Raw genomic sequence first — 18568 nt, forward strand, 5'->3', positions numbered from 1 at the left:
AAAAATGCTAGAGTAACTAAGGCATTATCTTTTACTACAAAAAGAAACAAGGCTAAGATGGCTTAATGCAGACCAACTAAAATCAATACAGATGAAAAATTTAATTATTGAAAATATCAAGAGCTTGCTAGATAAAGTAATCGTAGCTCAACAGCCCAAACGTGAGGCAAAAATGGTTTTGGTTTATGTGAGAAGAGATGATAACTCCGAGAGATAAATCAATCTAAAAAAACAAGAATTCATCGTACTATATTTTGATGATCAAAGTTCTTTGATTGTTCTACTTTAGACCTGCCAGGTTTTTAATCTTGTCACCTTGGTTATTTTAAAAACCTATTTTTTAAATACTATTCTTTAAAACAGTTAGCCACATAGCATAGGGTATAAACAAAACACCTAAAACTCACGCTTACCAAACTCGCTTTCTATAAACTTAGATTCGTTTTTATTCTTGTTAAAGGAATAGGATAGATTCAGCAACACCATATCTACTTCGTACACATAATTTGTGGTGGTAAAAAATTCACCTCGCCTTGCGGTGGTAATTCGTTGTTCGTTTGAATTGAGTACTCCTAAATCTATTTGTTGCCATTGTAGTGTGGCTATCAATCTATTTTCCAAAAACGATTTTCGAAATGTCAAATTCGGTGAATAGAATTCCGAATCTTCACCTTGGGCCGTATTTCTGGCGGATAAATAATTAAATGTAAACTGTAGGGATGCGCTGTCGGAAAATCGTAATGTGCTATTCGCATTTATAGAAAAGTTAAAAGCACTTGTTGATATGGGTTTATTGTCAAAACATCCATCAATGGAATAGGTATAAAAGTTGGCTCCCAAAAAGTTGCTCCAATTTTTTGTAGGTTTAAATTCACTTCCCAATTCCAGACCCAATGCCCGCCCGCGACCTACGTTGGAATAAATACGGTTGAGGATACTATCATTAAAAATAGTGTTTACCCTATTTACTACATTTTTTACGTTTCTATAATATGCCGTCGCAAACAGGGAATTGCCGCCCTTAAGGTTTCGGCTAAGTCCCAGTTCTAACAAATCTATAAACTCCGGCAAGAGTTCCGGGTCTCCCTGCTCTAAGGTTTCCGAATGTTCCCGTTCTGGAAAAGGGTTCATTTTAAAGGTAGTGGTACGTTCTATCCGCTTACTGTACGCGGCTTTAAGTTTTGTGTTTTTTGTCGTAGTAAATTGGACAGATGCGGATGGAAAAGGGCGAACAAAATTATAGGTATAGGTAGTATCTATGGTATTGTTACGGTCCCTTAGGTCAAAGTTACGATCCATAGCTTCTAGCCTTAGACCTGCAGCATAGTCCCATTGGTCTTTGGTACCGTTTAGTTGGGCATAGCCAGAATGTATCGTTCGGCCCAGGTCTACCGCACTTGAAAATTCGGGTACTAGCTCAAAAACTCCAGTGTCATTGTTGCGCCGTTCATAAATAAAATCTCCTTTGTGGTCCAGACTTCTATATTGATATCCGGTTTCCAGGGTTCCAAAAGAAAAGGGCTTCCATTCGTAATCAATTGAAAAACGAGTGCCGTATAGCGGGTTATCGTTTGTATTGAATTCGTCCTGTAAAACAATCGATGTGTCGGGAAAACCTAGATTACGATTTGTAGTTGGGCCGCCCAAGAGCGTATATTCGAATAAAAAGGAAGTAGTTAATCGGGATAAATTGCCAAAAACGTGCGCATAGTCAAAACTCCCCAAGACAAAATCACCTTTTCTAATCCTTAGGTTTTCGTTAAAATATTGAAAGTCATATAACGTACTGCCATTGATTACCGGTGTACGTGCCGTGTTGTTAAAGTATAGGATATCTGCGGTGCGGTCTTTACTTCGCTTGCCACCATAGAAACCTAATGAAAAGCTATTTTCTTCGTCCGGTAAGTAATCTATGGTAAAGCGACCGCTATAATTAAGTTCATCAAAACTGCGTTCCCCGTCCGATGGGAATTGGGTCAGCGTATCGTTAATGATGGTAAAAACGTCCCCTTCGCGTCTTCCGGCCAGGTCGTTTCGTTGATAGTTGGCACCAAAAGCAAAGTTCCATTTATCCGTTCGTAATGTATAGGTCGCATCCAAACCATAACGTTGCGGGGCTTTGGTATTGGCATAAGATTCTATGGACGGCATTCCCGCACGTACATTTACCTGGGCAAAAGTACCGTTGGCAGCTCCTTTCTTTGTAAGAATGTTGAGGATGCCCGATTTCCCTTCGGGGTCGTATTTGGCGGATGGTGCCGTGATGACTTCCACACGCTCCACCGAATTTGCCGGTAACTGATCCAAAAGCGTTGTTGCATTTCCTTGCACGGGTTTGCCATTAAGCAGCACCACAAAACCGGAACTTCCCCGTACCTGCAACCCGCCAAGTCCGTTCACGGAGACCGATGGTAGGTTGCGTAACACATCGGTTGCCGTGCCGCCTTGTGCATTTTGGAATTTTTTGGCATCGAATACTTGCCTATCTATTTTGTTGATAAGGGTTGCACTTTCTGTAACGACCACGACTTCATTTAGCTGATTGGCACCCAGAACCAAGGCGATTGTCCCTAGATCTAAAACTGCTTCATTTTTTGATAGGTCGATATTTTCTATGCGTTGTTTGGCATAGCCTATAAAGGAGACTTCTAAGAAATAGGTGCCTTCCTTTATAGATGCTATTGTAAAACTTCCGTCCGATGCTGTAATCACTCCTGTAATCAAAGCCTCGCTCTGTTGGTCGTACAAAGCTGCTGTAGCATATTCTAGCGGTTCTTGGGTATTGGTATCGATTAATTTGGCTGTAATGCTTTGTGCCGAAACGCTTGTTAGGTGTAATAATATTGTAACTAGGAAGATATACTTGAATTTCATTTTGTGTTTCGGTAGGTTGAAAAGTTTAAAAATAAGCGATAATTCTATAGCTGTAAAGAAGTCTTATAATTCTTTACAATTAGCTGAAAGGTTGTTCATTTTCTTTATTGATTTTAGGGTAGTACAGAAAATGGTTTTTGAACTAGTCTATTGGTAGTTAGCTGCTGCATAGATTTATTAGGGTTAATTTAAAGACCGAGAGAAGCTTCTCCCTTCAGGCGAAGGGAGGTGGCTTCGCTTTAGCGAATGCGGAGGGTTTGACCACGTACTGCTTTGCCGTCCCAGCCAGAAAAACAACCTGTTCCTGAGCAAGTTTGCGGGTCAAACCCTCCGTCCGCAAGCGGACACCTCCCTTTATCCAAAGGGAGGAGCTTATAATCAAGGAGATTTGGAATTAGGGTTTTGAACCTCGAATGATTTTGACGTAGGACTATTAGACCTAGGACTTAAGACAAAAAATGTTTTCAACACCATACATCAGTAGTGAATAGCAACAATAGTGATAATTACACGGAAAAAGTTCTACGTCTTAAGCCCATCCATCTTATGTTAAATTTCAATGTTCAAAATACTTACCTACAGAAATAATGGCAGAACTTTTTTTTGGCTCTCCACTTTGGACAAAGGTGAGAATGAATCCGCCTTTGGCGGAGAAAGAGGGGTTTGACCCGTAAAGATGCTCACGTATTAATAGGCACATGAGCAGTGCCGTTCCAGCAAGAAAAGAAAGCTGTTCCTGAGCAAGGTTGTGGGTTAAAGCCTCCGTCCCCGATAAATTGGCGCCACCTCCCTTTGAAAATAAAGGAGGAGCATTTAAAAAGTCACTCTGGTGTTTACGGATAATTGGGTTAACACTTCATATTCAAGTTAATCCATCTTTTGGCAGCTAACTGGAAGTTTTAGGGATGCCGCATCAAGATGAATAGGATAGTAAAATAGCCGAAATCATTATGTTACTTATTATTTTGTAAGAAAAATACTAATAAATCGATTAAAGGTCATATTATATCGATTAAATACAAAACGCTTTGTAGGAATTTCTCTTACAGATACCGTAGTTCATCGAATAGTTTGAAGTTCATCGGTAAAACCGACCCATTTGTCGAAAGGGAAATTCTATAACCCTTGTATGTAGAGTTATATAGAAACCAAATTACCTACCATGCGAATTGTATTTTTTTCATTTCTTTTTCTTTTTAGCGTTTCAACTGCGGTAGCGCAGGACCAAAACTTAAACGGCCCGGCCAAAGAAGTAAAAGTAGAAACCCTGAGTTTTTCAATTGCTACAGTTGTACCATCAAACTTTTCACTAGAGGGGACGAATGCCACAGCCGGAATTTTCGTTATGAAAAATTCCAGGGTAAAGCGCGCCTTGAGTTTTAAGGTAAAAACAAGAAATCCAAAATTAGCCTAAACCATGAAAAATTTCGACCAAGCTATTTCAGAATGGGTTTCAATACTTGCCAAACGGTATTCGCAACAATTTTTTGACCATCAGCAGTGGGGTGTATCCCATCTTCCAAGTTTAGTTCCGGTACGCCGGCAACCCCTTCCAGTAAAAAGGGAATCAGGGCAACATCGTTTGCCTTGGCCAGTTCCGGATAGATATTCCTAAATTCCGTCGTATACTCCATTCCCATGTTTGGGGGAATCTGCATGCCGGCCAAAACAATACGGGTTTCCGGGTTTTTCTCCCGCACCAAATCGATCATGGCCTGTAGGTTGGCGCGTGTTTCCGTTAGGGGAATACCCCGTAGTCCGTCGTTGGCCCCAAGTTCCAGTACAAAAATATCCACTTCTTGGTTCAATACCCAATCCAGTCGGTTGCGCCCGCCCGCCGTGGTTTCGCCACTGAGTCCGGAATTTATCACCGTATAGTTCAATCCCAGGGAATCTATCTTTAGTTGAATTTGATTGGGGAAACCTTCCTCGGTATCCAAACCATAGGCAGCGGTAAGGCTGTTGCCAAAAAAAAGGATAACGGCGTCGTCTGTTTCTTCGGTTTCCGTAGCAACGCTATTGGTTTCTTCCGTTTTGGTGGTAGGGGTATCTTCTGTTTTCTGCTGTTTTGGGGTTTCTCCGCAGTTCCACAACAGGAGCGCCACCAAAAAATAACGAAACTTTAATACTCTGTCCATACACATCTCCACTTTAAATTGAAATCATTTCCTTATTTTGGGTGCTTGACCGAAAATGAGTTATGACAAAGATATTAAACGTAAGTAAGCTACGGAAAACCTATACCAGTGGTTCCAAAGATTTAACTGTTTTAGACGATATTTCCTTTAGTATAGAAGCCGGTGATACCTTCGCGATTGTAGGGCCCTCGGGCAGTGGAAAAACAACCTTATTGGGCCTTTGCGCCGGACTGGACCGCTCCGATGACGGAACCGTGACCCTGTGTGGGGAAGATCTGGGCAGCTTGAACGAGGACGAACGCGCCTTTTTACGCAACCAGAAAGTAGGCTTTATTTTTCAGGATTTTCAATTGTTGCCAACACTCACCGCCTTGGAAAACGTAAGTGTTCCCTTGGAACTGCAAGGGGCGTCCAATGCCGCTGCCGTGGCTTTGGAACTTTTACAGAAAGTAGGTTTGGGGGATCGTTATGATCACTATCCCTCCCAATTATCGGGCGGGGAACAACAGCGAGTGGCCCTGGCAAGGGCGTTTTCTACCAAACCCGATATTTTATTTGCGGATGAACCTACAGGAAATTTGGACGAGGAAACAGGGGAGAAGGTCATTAAATTATTGTTCGACCTGAATAAAGAAGCAGGCACCACCCTGGTCATCGTAACCCACGATCTGGATCTCGCCAGATTGAACAATCACGTCCTGCGTTTAAAAGGCGGAAAAATAATCGCGAACGAAACTACGACCGTATCTTGAGCACTACTACAAAACAGAACAAAGCCCCTTTTAGCTGGTTGCTAAAAATGGCATGGAGAGACGGAAAAGCGAGCGGAAAACGATTACTGTTGTTTATGGCATCCATTATTTTAGGGATTGCCGCCGTGGTTTCCATACAGTCCTTTAGTCAGAACTTGGAAGAGAACATCGGCCTACAATCCAAGGCCTTGATGGGTGCGGATTTTCTAATCGATAGCAACCAACCCGCAAACGAACGGGTGGTGCAGATCATAGACTCCCTTGGCGGTTCGGATGCGATGGAAGTAAAATTCGCTTCCATGGCCGCCTTTTCAAAAGACAACGCCAGCAAATTTGTACAAGTACGCGGGGTTGAAGGCGGATTTCCCTTTTATGGCGAACTGGAAACGGAACCCAAGGAAGCCGCAAGCACCTACCAACAAAAGGAAGGTGCTTTGGTAGATGCTACCGTAATGCTACAGTTTGGGCTACAACCTGGCGATAGTGTTACCCTTGGCACCACCAAATTTCCGATTATCGGGTCCTTGATTACCGCACCGGGTAGTACCGGAATAAGCGCCTCGGTGGCACCTCCCATCATGGTGCCCTATAAGTTCATGGAAGCGAGCGGACTCTTGGAGAAGGGGAGCAGGGTAACCTACGCCTACTATTTTAAAAATACCGAGGCCGATTTAACTGCTTTGGACGAAATAGTAGATCCCCTATTGGACGCTGAAAATGCCGATATGGATACCCATACGGCTACCAGCGAACGTTTGGGAAGGCGGTACAATAATGTAGGTCGGTTTTTAAACCTGGTCGCTTTTATAGCCCTATTATTGGGCTGTGTGGGTATTGCCAGTTCCGTCCATATTTATATCAAGGAAAAGCTACGGGCCGTAGCCGTGTTAAAATGTATGGGCGCCAGCAGAAAGCAGACCTTTTTGATTTTTCTCATACAGATTGCGGGCATGGGCCTTATCGGAGGTATCATAGGAACCGGTGTTGGCTTGCTATTACAGCAATCGTTTCCGTTGATTTTACAGGAATTTTTACCTTTTGAAGTTGTCATAGGCACCTCCTACCAGGCCATTGCGGTGGGACTTCTGTTGGGTGTGTTCATGTCGGTCTTGTTTGCCTTGTCGCCCTTGATCAATACCTGGTATGTTTCGCCCTTACAGGTCTTGCGCGTACAGGAAAATGTGGGGGCCAGATCACGGCCCGCTCAGATAGGCGTGCTTATTGCCATTGTTGTTTTTGTCTTCCTTTTTGCCTATTGGTTGTTGAACAACTTAGGTTATGCCGCCGGTTTTGTGTTGGGTATCGCCTTTACCTTTGCGGTATTGGGCGGTATTGCGCTGCTCTTCATGCGCTTGGTAAAACGCTATTTTCCCAAATCGTGGAGTTTTTCCGCACGGCAGAGTCTATTGAATCTGTTCCGGCCCAATAACCAGACCGCCGTACTTATCTTGGCTATCGGTATTGGTACTTTTTTGATCAGTACCTTATATTTTACCAAGGATTTTCTATTGGCCAAGGCTACGATGGAAAGTAGCGCGCAAACCCCCAACATCATCCTTTTTGATGTGCAGAGCCACCAAAAAGAGGCCGTTGCACAGACCATTGCACCCAGGGGATTGCCCATTTTGGATAATATTCCCATTATTACGATGCGCATTCAAAAGATAAAGGACCGCAGTGTAAACGAACTCCGTTTGGACAGCACCGGCACCATGCGCCGCTGGGTATTGAACCATGAGTTTCGCGTAACCTATCGCGACTCCCTAATGGCCTCCGAAAAATTGGTTGCCGGTGAGTGGGAACCAAAGGTTGCGGCCAAGCGTCCCGTTCCCATTTCCATATCCGAAAACGTGGCCGAAGATGCCCAAGTAGTGTTGGGCGATACCCTACAGTTCAATGTCCAGGGTATGTTGATGGAAACCGTTGTTGCCAGCATTCGCCAAATAGATTGGGGACGCATGCAAATGAATTTCAATATTGTCTTTCCCAGTGGGGTCTTGGAAAAGGCGCCCCAGTTTCACGTACTCAGCACCAATGCCCCGGATAAGGCCACCTCCGCTTCCCTGCAGCAAGAACTCGTGCAGAAGTTCCCCAATGTCTCCGTTTTGGATTTGCGGCAGGTATTGGAACTGGTAGAAGGGATCCTGGACAAGATTTCTTGGGTCATTAGTTTTATGGCCTTTTTTAGTATTATCACGGGAATTATTGTGTTGATAGGCTCCGTGCGTAATAGCAAGTACCAACGTATTCGGGAAAGTGTCCTCCTGCGTACCTTGGGAGCCAAAAGCGGACAGATCCTGAAGATTACGGCTTTAGAGTATCTGTACCTGGGCGTTCTAGGAAGCGGGATCGGTATTTTATTGTCCTTGGTGGGGAGTCAGTTATTGGCCTTTTTTGTGTTCGATACCGCCTTTGTACCGTCTTGGGTGCCCTTCTTGGTAGTGCTGCCGGGGATCACCCTGCTCGTTTTGGCCATAGGGCTTTCCAACAGCAGGAGTGTGTTGCAAAGTCCGCCGTTGCAGGTGCTTCGGAAGGAGGGGAGGTAGTTGGCGTTTTCTGTAAATTGAATGCTTGGATTTAGTATCTTGGTTGCCATATAAAAGCTTATATAGATCATATTGGCTATATCCATACTGTTAAGCCATTAAAAAAAGCGTAATTGATAATTCGAGAAATAGCGAAAAGTGAAATTGGATTCTTAAAGGAAATGCTTTATGATGCGATTTTTGTGGAAGAGGGACAACCGAAACTACCAAAATTTATTATTGAAGAACCAAGTTTGGCAAAATACATAACAAATTTCGGGTCGAATGAATATGATTTATGTTTAGTAGCCGTAGAAAATGAAGAACTCATAGGAGCCTGTTGGGGACGAATTTTTGACGAATACAACAAAGGATACGGATTTTTAGATACTGAAACACCTGAACTTAGCATTGCTGTAAAAGAACAGCATAGAAACAAAGGAATTGGAACTAAATTAATTTACAATATTGCGGAATACTACAGCGGATTAAACATAAAAACTCTATCCTTGAGCGTTGACAAAAAGAATTTAGCAATTGGACTTTATAAAAAAATTGGATTTACAACAATGAAAGAAACGGAAAAATCAGTCGTTATGCGGTTGGAATTAAGTTCGGACGGGATTTAAAATTAAAAGGTAAATATTATGCAAATCGACTTTACCCCCGCTACCGCCAGTTTGTAACTGGAGGCCACAACCGTAGGACTACAATAACTAGCCTAAAAAACCAACCCCCCCGCTGTCGCCAGTATGTCAACAGCAGCGTGAATGCTAGCGCCCCGCTACCGCCAGTTTGTACCTGGTGGCCACAACCGTAGGATTACAATAGTTACCCGCTAGCGCGAGCATCTTTCTGCTCGTGCCCTCCACAGTAAGAAACCCACAGTAAGTTGCAGATAATAGTTTCACAACTAAATAAAATGAAGCCCCGAGGGATTTGTCCCCTCTTTTTGCGCCATAGGGCTTTCCAACAGCAGGAGTGTATTGCATAGTCCGCCGTTGCAGGTGCTTCGAAAGGAGGGGAGGTAGTTGGTGTTTTCTGGAGATTGAATGTTTGGATTTAGTATCTTGGTTACACATATAAAAGATTATATAGATCATATTATCTATATCCATACGTTGTGGCTAATACAAAAAGAGACGAAATAAATGACAAGAATAATTTACTACGTAGCAAGTTCAATTGATGGATTCATAGCAGGAAAAAATGACGACATAGGCGATTATGCAGCAGGTGGAAAAGGCGTGGACAAATATTTAGCTGACCTACAAAATTTTAGGACTGTGATAATGGGTCGAAGAACCTACGAATTTGGATATAAATATGGACTTGAACCAGGTAAACCTGCATATCCGCATATGGAACACTTCATTTTTTCAGATTCATTGAAAATTGAAACCTTGGCTGATACAGTTCACATTGAGAAAAAATCTATTGACCGAATTAAGGAAATAAAAGAGTCAGCCCAGTCTGACATATACTTGTGTGGTGGTGGAGAATTTGCAGGTTGGCTTTTTGACAACGGACTTATCGACCAGTTGAAATTGAAATTAAATCCAATTATTCTTGGAAACGGAATTAGACTTTTTGGCAACTCACAAACTAAAGCGAAATGGAACCTAAAAGAAACCGAATCATTTGATGATGGACTCAAAATCCTAACATATGACATTGAAAAATAAAAGTACTAGCCAAAACAACACCTATACGCAATGTCCTGCGGGACACTGCGCATAGCCAAAACGTTGTGCCTAATGTTGAAAAATCCACCGACCAAAATTTTAAGAGAAAAATAGAAACTTCTGCTCGACAAATTGATTTCCCTAGCGAACGTTAGTAAGAATTAGAGAACAAATCCTATTAGACGGTATCGTTTATTAAAATATTGTATTACATTTACCAAATAGACGCAAACGTTTAATAGAATGCCGAAAATAATCGCAACAAAAGAAGATTGGATTAAGCTGGGATACAGGCAATTCTCTGATAAAGGAATTTCGGGAATTGTAATCGAAAGTATGGCAAAGAAGCTGAAAGTAAATAAATCTAGTTTCTATTGGCATTTCTCAACTAAGAAAGCATTTATTCAATCGATAATCAATTTTTGGGAAATTGAAAGCACTTCAAAAATAATTTCATTGGTCCGGAATAATGTAAATCCAAGAAGCAGATTTGAAAAATTAATTGAACTTTCATTTCTAAAGGACAATGAGATGGACTTCTTTTTTTACCTCAAGAAATATGCAAGATCCAATAAGTCGATCGCAGACAAAATAGAAGAATTAGATAAGCAGCGTATAGATTTTACTGCAGATACTCTTTGCCAATTAGGCTACCCAAAATCTGAAGCTAGAGTCAAATCAAACATATTTTATAAGTATTTAATCGGGTATCACGAAATGATTAGGTACAAGAAACAGAATTCAAACTACGTGACACAAGTAAAAAGTGAATTAAGCCATTTTATAAAATTCTAATAATGAAAAATAGATACATTAAAATAGCAGGAACCCTAAACCTCTTAACCGCATTCCTTCACTTAATTGCTGGACAAATAGATCTGGTTAATCCGTTGTTGGGTAGTAGTCTAACTCTTCAACAAAAAGGTGAATTAACTGGGGCTTGGCATATTGTTACCATTCTTTTGTTTTACACGGCTTTCATCGTCCTTCAATCAGGGTTTAGGAATAGGGGTGATCAAAATTTTCAAAAACTCAAATCACTTGCCATTTTCTACATATTATCGGGTATTCCGTTCATAGGGATAAGTGTGTGGTTTGGAATATTTGCACCCCAATGGATATTATTGATGCCGATTGGAGTGCTACTATTATTTGGACTACGAAAACCAACTGACGATGAGTAAGCGGATAGTAATTATAATCGGACACCCAGATAAAGAGAGCTTCAATTTTGCTTTGGCACAGGCGTATAAGAAAGGAGTGGGTAAATCAGATTCCGAATTTCAGGAAATAATAATTAGAGACCTAAACTTTAACCCTAATCTTCAATATGGATATAGGAAGCGAACAAAACTTGAACCTGATTTAATAAAGGCACAAGAGACTTTAAAATGGGCTAACCATATTGTTTGGTTTTATCCTGTCTGGTGGGGTTCAGTTCCTGCAATTATGAAAGGTTTTTTAGACAGAGTTCTTCTTCCTGGATTTGCATTTAGGAAAAGAGAAGGTTCTGTATGGTGGGACAAATACTTTACAGGAAAAACATCTCGATTGATTTGTACGATGGATCAACCAAGTTGGTATTACCGACTAATAAACAGAAGTCCATCTCACAGTGCAATGAAAAAACTAACAATGAATTTCATTGGAGTTAAGTCCGTAAAAATCACATCAATTGGACCGTTAAGATTGTCAAAGGAAGAATGGCGAAAGAAATGGTTGAATAAAGTTGAAAAACTTGGCGAACAGAATAAATGATAATTGGCTACAACACTGTATATGAAATCATAGCCGTCTATCGGCAGGCTACCCCGCTAGCGCGAGCATCTTTCTGCTCGTGCCCTCCAGGTAAGAAACCCACAGTAAGTAGCAGATAATAGTTTCACAACTAAGTAAAATGAAGCCCCTAGGGATTGGCCCCCTCTTTTTGCGCCATAGAGCTTTTCAACAGTAGGGGTGTGTCGCATCGTCCGCTGTTGCAGGTGCTTCGAAAGGAGGGGAGGTAGTGGGCGTTTTTTTAATGTTGCATTGGCAGATCTCTTATGTTAGTTCTACATAGAAAAGATATACAGATTATCTGATTTATATCTTAGCCTTAGCGGTAAGCTAAAAATTATCGTACTAAAATTGACTATATCTGGAAATTAAAAAGCTTCGTATCTACTTGACAAAAAATATTATCTTGTTTAAAATATTTGCGTTATGAAAACAATAGAAATTAAAAGGAAATTAATTAACGAGATTAACCTATCTAAGAACAAAAAACTATTTGAGGAATTTTATTGTTTCTTAAATCTCGAAAACGAGATCGAAGAAACCTACAAGCTCAATTCGAAACAAAAATCTGCAATTACCAAGGCAAGAGAACAAATTAAAAATGGCGACTGTTTGACAAATGAACAAGCAAACCAAGAGATTGATGAATCGTTAAACAAATAATTTGGTCGAAAATAGCGCAAACCGACAGAAAAGAAATTTTTAAATATTGGAATAAAAGAAACAAATCCAACCGCTACAGCTAAACGCTGAACGAACTTTTCAAAGCGGCTGTAATACTAATATCGGAATACCCAGAAATTGGTAAACCCACAGATGACAAAAACGCACGAATTAAAATCGTTGGAGATTATCTAAATAATTTATTAAGTTGATTTAAAAGACCGCATTATTGATTCTTACAATTTGGGACAGCAGACAAGACCCGAAAAGATCAGAAAGAATATTGCGAAAATAGCCTACCGCTAACGCGAGCATGCCCTCCACAGTGAGAAACGCCGATGGGGAAGGTTTAAGGGTTTGGTGGTTTTTATGGAATTTTTCGCTCTTTGGCCTGCTTATAGGGCTATTAACGGGATACCATAGGAACTCCGGCAAAAAGTAACACATCCCTAGGCATAATATATTTATTCAAATGATCGATAGCGTAAATTATGAAGAGCGTAAACCTATTTGGATAGCCTTGTCGGAATTGTATTTGGATACGGAATTACAAGCACATGATTTCCGATATATTGCCCGTGTAATCATGGAAAGTCCATATACCTTTGATGAAGTTAAGCAAATAAATACCTACGAGGTTTTTCCTGTGTTACAGTACAATCTGTTAAGCGTAGCAGGTGTATGGTCCGGTTTTCAAGAAGAATGGTTGGTCAAAGAAATCAAGGAGGCATTAAAAAGGCAATCAAAAATCAAAAAAATTGGGATTTCAATTCGGTGGAGGATGGGTAAATGGATGCAAAAAACATACTGGCAAAAACTGGAAGAAATATACACGGAGCTGACCGCTACCCCCGATTCTTTGGCCTAGAATACCTGCCCTTTGGACACAACTATAACGAATTAAAAAAGAGCGTATGCGTACGTCCATTTAATTTTTATTGTATCATTCTGGGGGAAAATCCCTCGCCCTCAGGCGACGACTTTAGTAGCTCCTGGAATAGTTATTGGTTAATAGTTATTAGGTCGTAAAATTTTGGGGTTTCGGTTCTTTAGTCGCCTTTAGGCGAAATAAAACCCATCTGTCTTTAGTCGATGGTAGTTTAGTTTTCCTATTTTTAAGCCAACGTAAAACCACCAACCATGAGAAACATCGTATTCTTCTTAGCCCTACTGATTACCGCACAAACCTTTGGACAGGAAGCCATGCGCCGTTGGCGCAAACTAAATCAGGTACGTGCGGATAAATTTGACCTGGTCTTGCCAGAGGCCATGCGCGATAACAAGATAGACATGTGGATCGTGACCAATCGCGAGGGAAATCTAGACCCCTTATATACCGACATGGGCGAGGGCTACGTGACCAGTAATGCCTATTACATTTTTACGGATATTGGGGAAGAACGCATTGAACGGGCCGCCCTTGGCGTTGGAGGTTATTTGTTAGAAGAAGGTGATACTTATGATTACTACGGAAGCGCGGAGGAACTTAGGGAATTTGTAACTAAGCGTGACCCCAAAAGGATCGGACTTAATATCTCCAAAAATTTTGGTGGCGCGGACGGCTTGACCCATTCCGCCTACCTGGAACTGACCGAAATTTTAGGAGCCGAATATGCCAAACGTTTTGTCTCCGCAGAAAAATTGGTTTCCGATTTCAGGTCCAGACGGGTGGCGAGTGAAATAGCCATTTATGGGGAAGCGGGCGAGTTTTCGTATACCATTGCAGAAAAGGCATTTTCCAATGCTGTGATCACGCCGGGCGTTACCACCTTGGAAGATGTGGCCTGGTTTATGAAAGACGAGCAATTCAAGAACAATTTAGGGTCGTCGTTCGGGATGCCGTCGGTGTATGTAACCGGACCCGATGGGGTAATTGCGACTTCCACCGATCGTATCATCCAACGTGGCGATGTGCTAATGTTGGATTGGGGCGTAGGCCTCATGAATATGTTTACCGATATGAAACGTATCGCCTACGTGCTCAAGGAAGGCGAAACCGAAGTGCCGGCCGGAATAAAAAATGCTTTTGACCAAGGCGTTAAAGTTCGAGACATCATCAAAAAGACCATTAAACCGGGCGTTACGGCCCAAAAGGCGGAGGACGCCATCTATGAGGCCCTTACCAAAGCGGGATTCAATAAAATGAAAGGCTTTAACCAATACACCGATTTGGATAAGACCGATGTTATTATTGGCTGCCATTCGGTCGGGAACTGGGGACACGGTATTGGTCCGTCTATCGCTTTTTTTAATCCGGTGCGTTTGGGTTATGAGCTAAAGGTCTCCAATCTCATTTCCATAGAGTTGTTCGCCTATACCAAGGTACCGGAGTGGGGCGGTAAAAAATTACGCGTTCCCCTAGAGGACGATGCCTTGATTACTGAACGCGGTATCGAATGGCTGTACCCCATCAACCCTAAGATATTAGTGATCAAATAGGAGGTATCCATAACACTGGTTATCTGTTATTTTTCCGATGTAACTTTACAGTTTTGGGGCACGAAAAAATTATCAAGTTGCTAAAATGACATGTTATTGTTTCAATTTTGCAATAGTGATAAGTAAAGGCGCCCTGAAACCACTTCCCAAAAGGAAATCCATATTAAAAATACAGGTATTTCCGCGTACCTTTGTATAGGTATACAGTACAAGAAATCGTCGCTTTGTGCCTTGCGCCCAAGAGACCTTAAAAAAGAATAAAATGAAGAAGGAAACGGTAACGAACAACCCGCTTATATGCGATCCGGAGACTGGAATCTGCGAAATTCCCGGAACGGAAAGCAAGGAGAATACGGCAAAATCAGAAAAGGCCTCCGAAAATAAAATAAAACTGCTGTACTTTACAGACCCTATCTGTTCCTCTTGCTGGGGCATTGAACCACAACTGCGGAAATTGAAATTGGAGTATGGCGATCATATCGATATCGAATACCGTATGGGCGGTCTACTTCCGGATTGGAGCTATAACAGTGGAGGGATCAGTAAACCATCGGACGTAGCCCATCACTGGGACGAAGTCAGCCTACATTATGACATGCCAATTGACGGTGATCTTTGGTTGGAAGATCCGCTGGATTCGTCCTATCCGCCATCCATCGCTTTTAAGGCGGCGGAGTTACAGGATGCGGAAAAGGCCTTGTTGTTTATGCGGGAAATACGGGAAATGGTTTTCCTACAAAAGAAAAACATTGCCAAATGGGTGCATTTGGCCACTGCTGCCAAAATAGTGGGACTGGACGTTTCACAACTAAAAGCTGATATCGATGCGACGGCAAAAAAGGCATTTCAAGAAGATTTGGGTATCGCAAGGGAAAATGGGGTACGCGGTTTTCCTACCATTTTTGTTGTAGACGATGCCGGCAATAAGGAGATGGTCTATGGGGCACGGCCCTATGCTTTTTACGAAATGGCAATCCTAAAGTTAAACCCGAACATCATAAAAAACGAGTATGGCAAAGGGTGGGAAACCCTGTTTTCCCTGTACCCTTCGCTCACCGTGCGGGAATTCTCCGAACTATCGGGAAACCCGAGGGCCGAAAGCGAGCAATTGTTGAACGACCTAACCAAAGACGGAAAGTTGGACGAGTGGAACACCAAGAACGGGTCCATCTGGTATCGCAAAGGATAGGTCATACCGGCAGACAGTCTATTGGACCAACAGTGTTTAGGTTTTGTCCCTTTGGTTATGGCACAATAACGAGATGTGTTTCGAGTTTTCTTTATACGCATGTTGTACACCATATCCCAAAACCCCCAAATGAACAATAAACAGCACCATTATATGAAAATTAAAAGCTATCTATTTTGTAGTGTTGTTCTTCTAGGTATCTCGTCCTGCAAGACAATAGCGATTACGAATAACGAACCTTTAGATACTATGGTACTCGTTACAGGAGACACCTTGTACGGTAAGGTCGATTACTTCAAAGAAGGATTTGCTTGGAGTGAGTTCTACAAGAAAATAAGACTGACGGATACAAAAGGCAGAAAAAAAAGATTCAAGCGTAAAAAAATACGTTCTTACAGCATAAACGGAGACGACTACGAAAGCTATAGACTGGATTTAGAAACGAAACTGTTTCATAATGGGCGTCTTTTTGACACCAAATATTATATCGACGAAAAAGGGGATCAACATTTTTTAAAAGTAAAAACGAAAGGAAAATTATCGCACTATGAACTGGAGTGGATAGACCGTGATAACAACGATCTGGAATCGGTGGATTTGATAAAGAAAGCGAAACACGGTTTCTTCGTTCCCGCGGAGAATGGACTAAGCCGAGTATTAAAAAAAGTGGTTAGTGACTACCTTTCCGACTGCCCAGCGGTACAGAAGAAAATAATGGAAAAGGAGTTTAAGTATGTTTTTCAGGTGGTGGACTTTTACAACGAGAATTGTGAATAAGAAAGATGGGCTTTGTCCTGCAATTTGATAAGGCTTTAGTTCGGAATATAACAAAATTACCTTATACCGAAATGGTTGTGGGTAATTTTCTGTTTTACCCTACGTTGAAAATGCCACAGGATTTTCTAAGGTGTTGCAAAGGTACAAAGGTAAGGGACACCTCTGGCAACTATGCATGGCCCGGGCCACATCAAAAAGACCGGGATACAAGATAGTTAGCTAAGCCGAAGCGACCGTGATACTAGGGTAGTGCCTTAAACGCCACATATTATTCACCAATTCCCCCTATTTTTAAAATTAACCCATAGCTTTGCAACGGCAACAAAGAAGCCGCATGTATGTCCGTATTTACCGACTTTAAGATCAACAATATGCTACTGAAGGCCCTTTCGGATTTAGGGTTTCGTGCACCAACACCCATTCAGGAACAGGCCTTTCCTGTGGTCATGAGCGGCGCCGATGTGGTGGGAATTGCCCAAACAGGAACGGGAAAGACCTTCGCCTACCTGCTTCCCATACTTAACACGCACAAGTTTTCTAAGGATATCCATCCCAGGACCATGATTTTGGTGCCTACCCGCGAACTGGTGGTGCAAGTGGTAGAAGAGGTAGAGAAGCTGGGAAAGTATGCCTCCGTAAGGGTCTTGGGAGTGTATGGAGGTACCAGCATGAACAAACAAAAAGAGGCCTTGGCCCTGGGAACGGACATTATCGTAGGTACCCCGGCACGGCTCTATGATCTGGTCTTGTCAAGGGCCTTGCAGTTGAAGAACATAAAAAAATTGGTCATCGATGAGGTCGATGTTATGCTGGATCTAGGGTTTCGGTTTCAGCTCATCAACCTGTTTGAACTCTTGCCCGATCGCAGACAGAACATCATGTTCTCCGCCACCATGACCGAGGATGTGGAATTACTGATCAACGACTTCTTTGCAGGCGTAAAGAAAATATCCGTAGCCGTAAGCGGCACGCCATTAGAAAATATTGCACAATCCGTATACGCCGTTCCCAACTTTTACACCAAGGTAAATTTATTGGTGCACCTGTTGCAAAACGCAGCGCTATTTCATAAGGTATTGGTATTTGTGTCCAGCAAGCGCACGGCAGATCTGTTGTTTCAGGAATTGGCAGAATTCTTTAGCGAGGAAATCTGTGTCATACATTCCAACAAAACGCAGAATTACAGAATGCGTTCCATCAATCAGTTCGATTCCGGTCAGAATCGGATCCTGGTCACCACCGATGTCATGGCCCGTGGTCTGGATCTGGACGAAATTTCCCATGTCATCAATTTTGACACCCCCGCGTTCCCCGAAAATTATATGCACCGGATAGGTAGAACGGGCAGGGCGGAGAAGGAGGGGAAATCCATACTCCTGTATACCGAAAAGGAGAAAGAAGCCAAAGAGGCGATCGAGCACCTTATGGCGCAGGAAATTAATGCGGTCCCATTGCCTAAGGCAGTTGAAATCTCAAAACGATTAACAAGGGACGAACAGCCCAAACACGTAGAGCACGAGAACCCATTGCGCGAGAACGAAGACGAACGCGGTGCCAGCTTTCACGAAAAATCCGCCAAGAACAGTAAGCAGAATCAGGGCGGTTCCTACAAACGCATCATCAAGAAAAAGTACAGCAAGCCCAAGACCAGGGGCGATAAGAACTTTGGCAAGAAAGGTAAAAAAAGGTAGTGTTCCGCTGGCTATTTCCCCAGTCGTGCTAATGGCAAAACTTAGTAAAAAAAAGGTGA

17 protein-coding genes are annotated in these 18568 nt (G+C 42.2%); 15 read left to right on the forward strand and 2 right to left on the reverse strand.

Translation table 11 applies throughout. The features are described 5' to 3' along the window. The first annotated feature begins 91 nt into the window (after window positions 1-91). Window positions 92-217, forward strand: coding sequence for a hypothetical protein (locus ACFQZJ_RS12230; RefSeq protein ID WP_379934889.1), 126 nt, complete (start codon window positions 92-94; stop codon window positions 215-217). 179 nt (window positions 218-396) lie between these two features. Here ACFQZJ_RS12230 and ACFQZJ_RS12235 read toward each other — a convergent pair whose 3' ends face one another. Next, the gene (locus ACFQZJ_RS12235) at window positions 397-2874 is read right to left on the reverse strand and encodes a TonB-dependent receptor domain-containing protein (protein WP_379934890.1); all 2478 of its coding nucleotides are present in this window, start codon (window positions 2872-2874) and stop codon (window positions 397-399) included. A gap of 1162 nt (window positions 2875-4036) precedes the next feature. Between ACFQZJ_RS12235 and ACFQZJ_RS12240 the strand changes: the two genes are divergently transcribed. Further along, the gene (locus ACFQZJ_RS12240) at window positions 4037-4288 is read left to right on the forward strand and encodes a hypothetical protein (protein ID WP_379934891.1); all 252 of its coding nucleotides are present in this window, start codon (window positions 4037-4039) and stop codon (window positions 4286-4288) included. Between the two features lie 22 nt (window positions 4289-4310). On the opposite strand, the gene ACFQZJ_RS12245 is transcribed toward ACFQZJ_RS12240, so the two are convergent. Then, the gene (locus ACFQZJ_RS12245; protein WP_379934893.1) at window positions 4311-5012 is read right to left on the reverse strand and encodes an arylesterase; all 702 of its coding nucleotides are present in this window, start codon (window positions 5010-5012) and stop codon (window positions 4311-4313) included. Window positions 5013-5074: 62 nt separating this feature from the next. Between ACFQZJ_RS12245 and ACFQZJ_RS12250 the strand changes: the two genes are divergently transcribed. The 13 genes from ACFQZJ_RS12250 (at window position 5075) to ACFQZJ_RS12310 (ending at window position 18509) form a co-directional block, all read left to right on the forward strand. Then, a complete protein-coding gene (locus ACFQZJ_RS12250) occupies window positions 5075-5764 on the forward strand; it encodes an ABC transporter ATP-binding protein (RefSeq protein ID WP_379934895.1) in 690 nt (229 codons plus the stop codon). Between the two features lie 47 nt (window positions 5765-5811). Next, the gene (locus ACFQZJ_RS12255) at window positions 5812-8310 is read left to right on the forward strand and encodes an ABC transporter permease (protein WP_379935305.1); all 2499 of its coding nucleotides are present in this window, start codon (window positions 5812-5814) and stop codon (window positions 8308-8310) included. Window positions 8311-8423: 113 nt separating this feature from the next. Next, window positions 8424-8918, forward strand: a complete 495-nt coding sequence (locus ACFQZJ_RS12260; RefSeq protein WP_379934897.1) for a GNAT family N-acetyltransferase — start codon at window positions 8424-8426, stop codon at window positions 8916-8918. Between the two features lie 522 nt (window positions 8919-9440). Next, a complete protein-coding gene (locus tag ACFQZJ_RS12265; RefSeq protein ID WP_379934899.1) occupies window positions 9441-9974 on the forward strand; it encodes a dihydrofolate reductase family protein in 534 nt (177 codons plus the stop codon). Window positions 9975-10217: 243 nt separating this feature from the next. Next, a complete protein-coding gene (locus ACFQZJ_RS12270) occupies window positions 10218-10769 on the forward strand; it encodes a TetR/AcrR family transcriptional regulator (RefSeq protein WP_379934900.1) in 552 nt (183 codons plus the stop codon). Window positions 10770-10771: 2 nt separating this feature from the next. Continuing rightward, window positions 10772-11158 (forward strand): hypothetical protein, encoded by a 387-nt coding sequence (locus ACFQZJ_RS12275; protein ID WP_379934902.1) that lies wholly within the window; start codon window positions 10772-10774, stop codon window positions 11156-11158. Continuing rightward, window positions 11151-11732, forward strand: coding sequence for an NAD(P)H-dependent oxidoreductase (locus tag ACFQZJ_RS12280; RefSeq protein ID WP_379934903.1), 582 nt, complete (start codon window positions 11151-11153; stop codon window positions 11730-11732). Before ACFQZJ_RS12275 ends, ACFQZJ_RS12280 begins: the two co-directional genes overlap by 8 nt. A 444-nt stretch (window positions 11733-12176) precedes the next feature. Beyond that, complete coding sequence (locus ACFQZJ_RS12285; RefSeq protein WP_379934904.1) at window positions 12177-12413, forward strand: hypothetical protein; 237 nt, start codon at window positions 12177-12179, stop codon at window positions 12411-12413. Window positions 12414-12885: 472 nt separating this feature from the next. Next, complete coding sequence (locus ACFQZJ_RS12290; RefSeq protein ID WP_379934905.1) at window positions 12886-13281, forward strand: DUF7079 family protein; 396 nt, start codon at window positions 12886-12888, stop codon at window positions 13279-13281. A gap of 272 nt (window positions 13282-13553) precedes the next feature. Further along, window positions 13554-14852, forward strand: a complete 1299-nt coding sequence (locus tag ACFQZJ_RS12295) for a M24 family metallopeptidase (protein WP_379934906.1) — start codon at window positions 13554-13556, stop codon at window positions 14850-14852. A 262-nt stretch (window positions 14853-15114) separates the two neighbouring features. Beyond that, the gene (locus tag ACFQZJ_RS12300) at window positions 15115-16041 is read left to right on the forward strand and encodes a ClpXP adapter SpxH family protein (protein WP_379934908.1); all 927 of its coding nucleotides are present in this window, start codon (window positions 15115-15117) and stop codon (window positions 16039-16041) included. Window positions 16042-16170: 129 nt separating this feature from the next. Continuing rightward, window positions 16171-16818: a hypothetical protein gene (locus ACFQZJ_RS12305; protein WP_379934909.1), complete on the forward strand. Its 648-nt coding sequence runs from the start codon at window positions 16171-16173 to the stop codon at window positions 16816-16818. 338 nt (window positions 16819-17156) lie between these two features. Continuing rightward, window positions 17157-18509, forward strand: a complete 1353-nt coding sequence (locus ACFQZJ_RS12310; RefSeq protein ID WP_379934910.1) for a DEAD/DEAH box helicase — start codon at window positions 17157-17159, stop codon at window positions 18507-18509. Window positions 18510-18568 lie beyond the last annotated feature (59 nt).

The sequence above is a fragment of the Maribacter chungangensis genome (genome assembly GCF_042676845.1).
Taxonomy (GTDB): Bacteria; Bacteroidota; Bacteroidia; order Flavobacteriales; family Flavobacteriaceae; genus Maribacter; species Maribacter chungangensis.